We start from the raw sequence: 7,208 nt of genomic DNA, 5'->3' as shown, positions 1-7,208 counted from the left end.
TGGGCGGCAGAAAAGTCAGGCGAGTGGCTGTGCAAGCACAGCCAACGCGGATATCAGCGCGACAGGGTCGCGGCTTCCAACAGGGCTTGTTCGGTGTGTTCCCAGCCTAGGCAAGCATCCGTAATCGAGACGCCGTAGCGCAAGTCTTCGCTCAGCGGTTGGCTGCCCTCGAAGAGGTGGCTTTCGAGCATGACCCCGCACAAGTGCTCTGCGCCCATGGAGCGCTGTCGCAGGGCTTCCCGTAGTACCTCAGGCTGTCGGCTCGGATCCTTTCCACTGTTGGCGTGGCTGCAGTCGACCATCATTGCCTTATTCAAGCCTAAGGCCTTGGCCCGCTCTGCCGCGGCAGTGATGGTTGGTTCGTCGTGGTTCGGGCCCATTTTGCCTCCGCGCAACACGAGATGGGTATCTGCGTTACCGGGGGTCTGGATCAGAGCCGCTCGGCCGTTTTCAGCGATCCCCATGTGGGTGTGGCTGTGTGCCGCCGAGCGCATGGCATCGAAAGCGGTGGCGAGATTACCGTCGGTACCGTTCTTAAAACCAACGGGTAGGCTCAGTCCACTGACCATCTCCCGGTGAATCTGCGATTCACTGGTTCGGGCGCCAATCGCTGCCCAGCCGAGCAGGTCGGCGAAGTAATCCGTCGCCAAGGGCTGGAGCAGTTCGCTGGCCAGGGGCAGCCCTAGATCCAGCAGGTCCAGCAGCAGTCGGCGGGACTGTACCAGCCCCTGCTGCATGTCATCGCTGCCGTCGAGCCGAGGGTCGTAGAGCATGCCTTTCCAGCCAATGCTGGTACGTGGCTTTTCCAGGTAAGCACGCATCACCAATAGAAGGCTGTCGCGGGTACGTTCTGCCAGGTCGGCCAACCGTTGACCGTATTCGAGCGCCGCATCTGGATCATGCAGTGAGCAGGGGCCGACGATCACCAACAGGCGCGGGTCGCGACCGTGCAATATGTCGCGGATGGCCTGGCGATGGGCTGCTACTTGGTGACGCACCGCCTCGTTGAGGGGCAGTCGTTCACGCAATTCCTCTGGTGACGGCAGGGGGTGGCGGAGAGAGCTGGTAAGGGACAGCGGGAGTGAAGCATTCATCTTGGACTTTCCTGGGCTAATTGCATGTCGGTGGTGAGTCGGGGCATTGCTCTACGCGTGTAAATCGCCAACTGCGTAAGCCCAGGTAGCCTCGGTAGTTGAAGTGCTTGTACATGTGGCGTGTCCTCGAAAATTTTCTGCCTGAAATGCAAAACCCCCGGTCGGGGCGCCGACCGGGGGTTCATGAAAGTCTTTGGTGGGCGGCCCTTGGGTGGTTAGGGCCGCCTGTCAGGTGTCAGGCTAGCCCTTGGCTAAACCAATACCCATAGAAATAGCCGCACGCTGCCGCTGCCACGCCAATCAGGCGAGCCACGGAGGGCGTGTGGAATATCGTGCTGGTCATCGGGAGTCTCTGTGGATTTGCATGGTCAACATACGACATGACGCAGCGACCTTCAACTGCGCGCTATAGTCGTCCTGTGCCCTCAATATCCTTATTCTGGAAATCTCATGCTGATCGCCATGGACACCACGCCCCCTCGTTTCCATTCCATAGGCTGTTCGGAGTGTCGTTCCGGGGCGGGGTTGGACTTTGATTTCACCATGGCTTTCCAGCCAATCATGGACGTGGTCGAACAGCGGGTCTTCGGTTATGAGGCGCTGGTTCGCGGTCTTAACGGTGAGGGTGCCGGGTTCATCCTGTCTCAGGTGAACGATGCCAACCGCTATCGTTTCGACCAGGCATGCCGCGTCAAGGCGATCGAGCTCTCAGCAGGACTGGGGTTGCTCGACAAGCCGGACTGCCTGCTTTCAATCAACTTCCTGCCCAATGCCGTCTATCGCGCGGAAACCTGCATTCGTGCCACGCTCGAGGCTGCCAGGCAGTTCAACTTTCCTCTCGAGCGGATCATGTTCGAGGTCACCGAGGGCGAGCAGGTCAGCGATGCCGCGCATTTGCAGGAGATCTTCCGCAGTTATTCCCGGCATGGCTTCACCACGGCGATAGACGACTTCGGCTCGGGTTACTCCGGTCTCAATCTGCTTGCGACCTTCCAGCCGGGGGTGATCAAGCTGGACATGGCGCTCACCCGGGGTATCGACAGGGACCCCGTGCGTGAGGCGATAGTCGCGGGCATCGTGCTCACGGCGAAGCGACTGGGCATCCGCATCATCGCCGAGGGGGTGGAGACTTCCGATGAGTGCACCGCGCTGCTGGCGTTGGGCATTCGCAAGATGCAGGGTTATTACTTCGCGCGGCCAACAGTCGGTGAATTACCCTTCGGCTAGGCGCTAGCGGCGATTGCCAAGTGTTTGTTCCGGTGGTAATTTCCCCGCCTCCGCCGGAGTAGCTCAGTAGGTAGAGCAGCGCACTCGTAACGCGAAGGTCGCAGGTTCGATTCCTGTCTCCGGCACCAAACGCAAAAGGCCCCGACATCTCGGGGCCTTTTCTTTTTCCACGCTATTGGCTCAGGCGCATCGACAGATCGACGGCGCGAACGTCCTTGGTCAGGGTGCCCAGAGAAACATAGTCGACCCCGGTCCTGGCGATTTGCAGCAGATTGCTTTCGGTGATGCCTCCGGAGGCCTCCAGCTTGGCGCGTCCGGCCGTGAGTTCAACGGCACGCCGCATGTCCTCCAGGCTCAGTTCATCGAGCATGATGATGTCCGCGCCCGCAGTGAGAGCGGCATCCAGTTCCCCGAGGCTCTCCACCTCGATCTCGATGGGCTTGCCGGGCGCGATGCCTTGGGCGGCGGCCACGGCTTCGGCGATGCCTCCGCATGCGAGGATATGGTTTTCCTTGATCAAGAATGCATCGAAAAGGCCGATACGGTGGTTGTGGCAACCGCCACAGGTGACCGCGTACTTTTGCGCCAGCCGTAGCCCGGGTAGCGTCTTGCGAGTATCCAGCAGCTTGACCTGGGTCTCGGCGACCAGGTCCGCATATTCCCGGCAGCGGGTCGCGACGCCGGACAGCGTCTGCAGGAAGTTCAGCGCGCAGCGCTCGCCGCTCAGCAGGCTGCGTGCAGGCCCCTCAAGGGTGAACAGCACCTGGTCGGGCTGGACGCGATCACCGTCGGCAACCTGCCAATGAACGGCTACGCGAGGGTCGAGTTGCATGAAGACGCGATCCACCCAGGCGGTCCCTGCGACGATGGCGGCTTCACGGGTGATCACGCGTGCATGTGCCAGGCGCTCGGCGGGGATCAGTTGCGCGGTGATGTCGCCGGTGCCGACGTCTTCGGCGAGGGCATGGCGCACGTTGCTATCGATTTCGGCGAGCAGGTCGGAGAGAACGAGATTGGGCATCGGGGGCTCCTGAGACTATGGACGGAATTATTGAGCACTCCTGGTCTCAGATAAAGTGCGCTGGTCGCCCAAGGCTTTGGATTCTCTCCCACCGGGCGTATACCAATAGATTAAGTAAAGTCCTTTGAGCACTTATTGAGTTGGATTTAAATTGACGCCATCATTCTGGCGTGCCTCTGTTTCTCGCCGGACACGAGCTCCGCTTCACGGCCACAGGTAAACACCATGAAGTCCGACGGGAAAGTCGTGTCGATCAATCAGGCCCCCTCTCCAGGGGCGGGGACGGGTCTCCCCGCGCCTCTGCAGAGCCTGCGCGACACCGCTTTGGCGCATTTGCGTGGCGCGTTGCGATGCCTCTTCGATAGTGTCGATGACACGCTTTTCGCCATGGCTGATCGAGCGACCAGCAACAGCGAGCAAACGCTACTCTTCGAAGCCATGCGTGGCATACGTCTCAAGCGTAAGCAGGTCGAGCGAGCCTTCCTGCAAGGCACGATCGTGGCTTTTGCGCAGCTTTTGCAGCCGGGGTCGGCGCGTAGCAAGGTCTCGATAGAGACACTTACAGCTGAAAAGCTCAGCCTGGTACAGAACGACGAGCTGGAGCAGAACGTTGCCATCGATGCAATGATCGGCAAGGTTTGCGCGCGCTGCAACGTCCCGCTCGAGCTGCTTCGCCGGCGGCTGGAGCAGGTGGTGGCGCAGCCGGTGGAAACGCTCGCCAATCCGCTTTCTCCCGCCCGCCTATGCGAACTATTCGTTGAGGCATGCCGCGATCTCAATATGGATATCCAGATCAAGCTGATCCTCTACAAGCTCTTCGAGCGGCACGTGCTCGACGGAATCGATGGACTCTACGAGGACGCCAACGCGCAACTGGTCGCTGCAGGCGTGCTCCCCGAACTACGTCATGTGCACTCTCCGCGGGACGCGCGGCGTGCTTCGGCCCCCGCGTCCGCGGCGTCCCCTGCCAGCACCACCGGTCTGGCGGATTTGCAGGCGTTGTTGGCCCAGGCCCGTGCTGCGGTGAGCGCTCCTTCGATGCCGGCGCCGGACGTGCTGCCTGTCAGCGGCCGGGACGTGTTGCGTCTGCTCTCGCACCTGCAGCAGCACCTGCCGGCGGAAGCCCAGGAGAGAGACCCGCGCTGGGAGCTGCAGGCGTTGCTCGGACGGGCCAGCGAGCGAGCAGGGCGGCCACGGGTTCTGGGGGAGCTTGAGGGCAACGTCATCGACCTGGTATCGATGCTCTTCGAGTTCATCCTTGATGACCGCAACCTGCCCGACTCACTCAAGGCCCTGCTGGGGCGCCTGCAGATTCCGATGATCAAGGTCGCGCTGCTCGATCGCGACTTCTTCGCGCGCAGCGGGCATCCGGCGCGCCGGTTGCTCAACGAGATCGCCATGGCCTCGGTGGGGTGGGGTGACCATGATGAATTTCGTCGTGGCAGCTTGTACCAGAAGGTCGAGCAGATCGTGCAGCGCTTGCTCGGTGAGTTCAACGACGATCCGGGGTTGTTCGAAGAGTTGCTCGAGGACTTCCTGGCCTTCACCAGTGAGGAGCGGCGGCGCAGCGAATTGCTCGAGCAACGCACCCGCGATGCCGAGATTGGGCGTGCCAAGGCCGAGCAGGCCGGGCGACGCGTCGAGGCGGCGATCAACGAGCGCCTGCAGGGTAGGCATTTGCCGCAGGTCGTGGTGAGCATCGTCGAGGAAGCCTGGAGCCAGGTGATGTTGCTGACCCTGCTCAAGCATGGCGAAGCCTCCGCCGAGTGGACGCATGTCTTGGGCACCCTGGATGAACTGCTCTGGAGCGTCACTCCTCAGGAAGGCCTCGAGGCCCGTCAGGCGCTGTTGTTGCGCGTGCCGCCGTTGCTGGCGAACCTGCGTGAAGGTTTGTCCAGTGCGGCCTTCGACCCCTTCTCCACCGGTGATTTTTTTGCCCGCCTCGAAGCGCTGCACTTCCGTGCGTTGCGGGGTGGGCAGGATGCGCAGGCACCTGGAGTCGAGACACTCACCGATGTATCCGACGATCCCGCGTTCGCCGAGGTGGTCGTCGACAAGTCTGTCCCCCCCGTTCCGGCCGCAGCGCCCGCGGATGATACGTCTACCGACGAGGCCTCCCAGCAAGTGGATGCGCTGCGTGTCGGCGCCTGGCTGGAGCTTCCTCGCGAGGGCACCCGGCAGCGCTGCAAGCTGGCGGCGATCATTCGCCCTGAAGGCCGCTACGTCTTCGTCAACCGCACCGGGATGAAGGTGCTCGAGCAGAGCCGGGAGTTGCTCGCCGCCGCTTTCCGTAGTGGCCAGGTGCGGGTATTGGACGATGCCCAGTTGTTCGATCGGGCCTTGGAATCAGTGATCGGTAATCTGCGTCAGGCGCGCAGCCGTGCGCCTGGCAAGGATGAGTGACAGCGGCCCTCGGACGCCCTAATCTGCCGAGGAATTGAATGCCTCGGGAGCCCTTTGCATGGACTTGCTGCTGAGCGACGGTTGGGTGCAGGGCATCCGCCATTGCCCGTCGCCCAACTACAACGCGCGCCCGGCGGCTGAGGTGTCGCTGCTGGTCATCCACAACATCAGTCTGCCGCCCGGAGAGTTCGCCACCGGACAGGTACAGCGCTTCTTCCAGAATCGCCTGGACCCGCAGGAACATCCCTTCTTCGCCGAGATCGCCGAGTTGCGGGTCTCCGCGCATTTTCTCATCGAGCGCGACGGCGTCATCACCCAGTTCGTTTCCTGCGATGCCCGTGCCTGGCATGCGGGCGTCTCGCGCTACGGCGAGCGTGAGAACTGCAACGACTTCTCCATTGGCATCGAACTCGAGGGTACCGACGAGCTGCCGTATACCGATGCCCAGTACCGGGCGCTCGATGGCCTGCTGATTGCGCTTCGCCGAGATTACCCGCAACTGTCCGCGGAGCGTATCTGCGGCCACAGCGATATCGCGCCGGGGCGCAAGTCCGACCCAGGCCCTGCGTTCGACTGGACCCGCCTGGGAGTTTCGCGATGAGTTTTCTGGTGCTGTTGCTGGCGGTGCTGTTGGCGAGCCTGGGGCGCTGGCGTCGTTGGATCCAGCGCGATGGGGCCTACCTTCGGGTATTGCGTCAACTGGAGCGGTCGTTCATGCAGCGCTGGCCGTCCTGGTTGCAACTGGCCTTGATGGTCGTGCCGCCGTTGCTGCTGCTGGGCGGTCTGCTGACGGGGTTGAAGCCTCTGCTGCATGGCTGGCTGCTGCTACCCCTGCATCTGTTGGTCGTGCTCTACAGCCTGGGGCGGGTCGACATACCCGATTGCCTGGGTGCTTGGCGCGATGCCTGTCGCCGTGGCGATGGAGAGGCGATGGCGCTGATTGCGGAGCGTGATCTGGGCCTGCAGGCCGACTCGCCCGAAGCGCTGGTGGCGGGCGTGCGCCGCTATCTGCTGTGGCAGGCTCACCAAGGTTTTTTCGCGGTGATTTTCTGGTATGCGCTGCTGGGGCCCATGGCCGCACTGGGCTATCGGTTGCTGGCTTTGCTGCAGAGCCAGGCCCAGGCGGAGCGGCTGCGGGCCGCGGCGGGGCAGTTGCTGCATGCGCTGGACTGGCTGCCGGCACGTCTGGAGTGCCTGAGCTTCGCCCTGGTGGGCAACTTCGTGGCGAGCATGCGTAGCGTACTCGATGAATTGCTGCGCTGGCCGTTGGCTGCCGTCCTGTTGCTCGAACGTGCCTCGAGCTGCGCTGCGGAACTGGGCGAGGCCGTGCCCGGGCCCGCGGAAAATGCCGCGCTTGATGAGCTGTGGCATCTGCTCCTGCGTACCGCCTTGCTCTGGTATTCGCTGCTTGCCCTGGGCCAGCTCCTGTAGCTTTACCTTAAGTTACAAAGCGCGCCCGACGT

Annotated in this window: 6 protein-coding genes and 1 tRNA gene; 5 read left to right on the top strand and 2 right to left on the bottom strand. The window is 62.5% G+C overall.

Annotation, left to right across the window (positions count from 1 at the left end):
* Positions 1-53: 53 nt before the first annotated feature.
* Positions 54-1,094, bottom strand: coding sequence for a 3-deoxy-7-phosphoheptulonate synthase (locus tag ACYRGX_RS22280; protein ID WP_473054589.1), 1,041 nt, complete (start codon positions 1,092-1,094; stop codon positions 54-56).
* 450 nt (positions 1,095-1,544) lie between these two features.
* Here ACYRGX_RS22280 and ACYRGX_RS22275 point away from each other — a divergent pair, with 450 nt between their 5' ends.
* Positions 1,545-2,321: an EAL domain-containing protein gene (locus ACYRGX_RS22275; RefSeq protein WP_473054588.1), complete on the top strand. Its 777-nt coding sequence runs from the start codon at positions 1,545-1,547 to the stop codon at positions 2,319-2,321.
* A gap of 52 nt (positions 2,322-2,373) precedes the next feature.
* Positions 2,374-2,449: transfer RNA gene (locus ACYRGX_RS22270), tRNA-Thr, on the top strand.
* A gap of 44 nt (positions 2,450-2,493) precedes the next feature.
* Here the strand turns inward: ACYRGX_RS22270 and nadC are convergent.
* Positions 2,494-3,342 carry a carboxylating nicotinate-nucleotide diphosphorylase gene (nadC, locus tag ACYRGX_RS22265; protein WP_473054587.1) on the bottom strand — a complete coding sequence of 283 codons (849 nt, stop codon included), beginning with the start codon at positions 3,340-3,342 and terminating at the stop codon, positions 2,494-2,496.
* A 225-nt stretch (positions 3,343-3,567) separates the two neighbouring features.
* On the opposite strand from nadC, the gene ACYRGX_RS22260 reads away from it, so the two are divergent.
* From ACYRGX_RS22260 to ampE, 3 genes are read left to right on the top strand one after another with little or no spacing between them, the layout of a single operon-like run.
* Entirely contained in the window at positions 3,568-5,745 is a 2,178-nt protein-coding gene (locus ACYRGX_RS22260) for a DUF1631 domain-containing protein (protein ID WP_473054586.1), read from the top strand.
* 58 nt (positions 5,746-5,803) lie between these two features.
* Positions 5,804-6,346 carry a 1,6-anhydro-N-acetylmuramyl-L-alanine amidase AmpD gene (ampD, locus tag ACYRGX_RS22255; protein ID WP_473054585.1) on the top strand — a complete coding sequence of 181 codons (543 nt, stop codon included), beginning with the start codon at positions 5,804-5,806 and terminating at the stop codon, positions 6,344-6,346.
* Positions 6,343-7,176 carry a regulatory signaling modulator protein AmpE gene (gene ampE / locus ACYRGX_RS22250; protein WP_473054584.1) on the top strand — a complete coding sequence of 278 codons (834 nt, stop codon included), beginning with the start codon at positions 6,343-6,345 and terminating at the stop codon, positions 7,174-7,176. The genes ampD and ampE overlap by 4 nt, the downstream gene beginning before the upstream one ends.
* Positions 7,177-7,208 lie beyond the last annotated feature (32 nt).

This window comes from Pseudomonas sp. R4-15, assembly GCF_055768815.1.
This window is presented reverse-complemented; position numbering and strand designations above follow the sequence as displayed.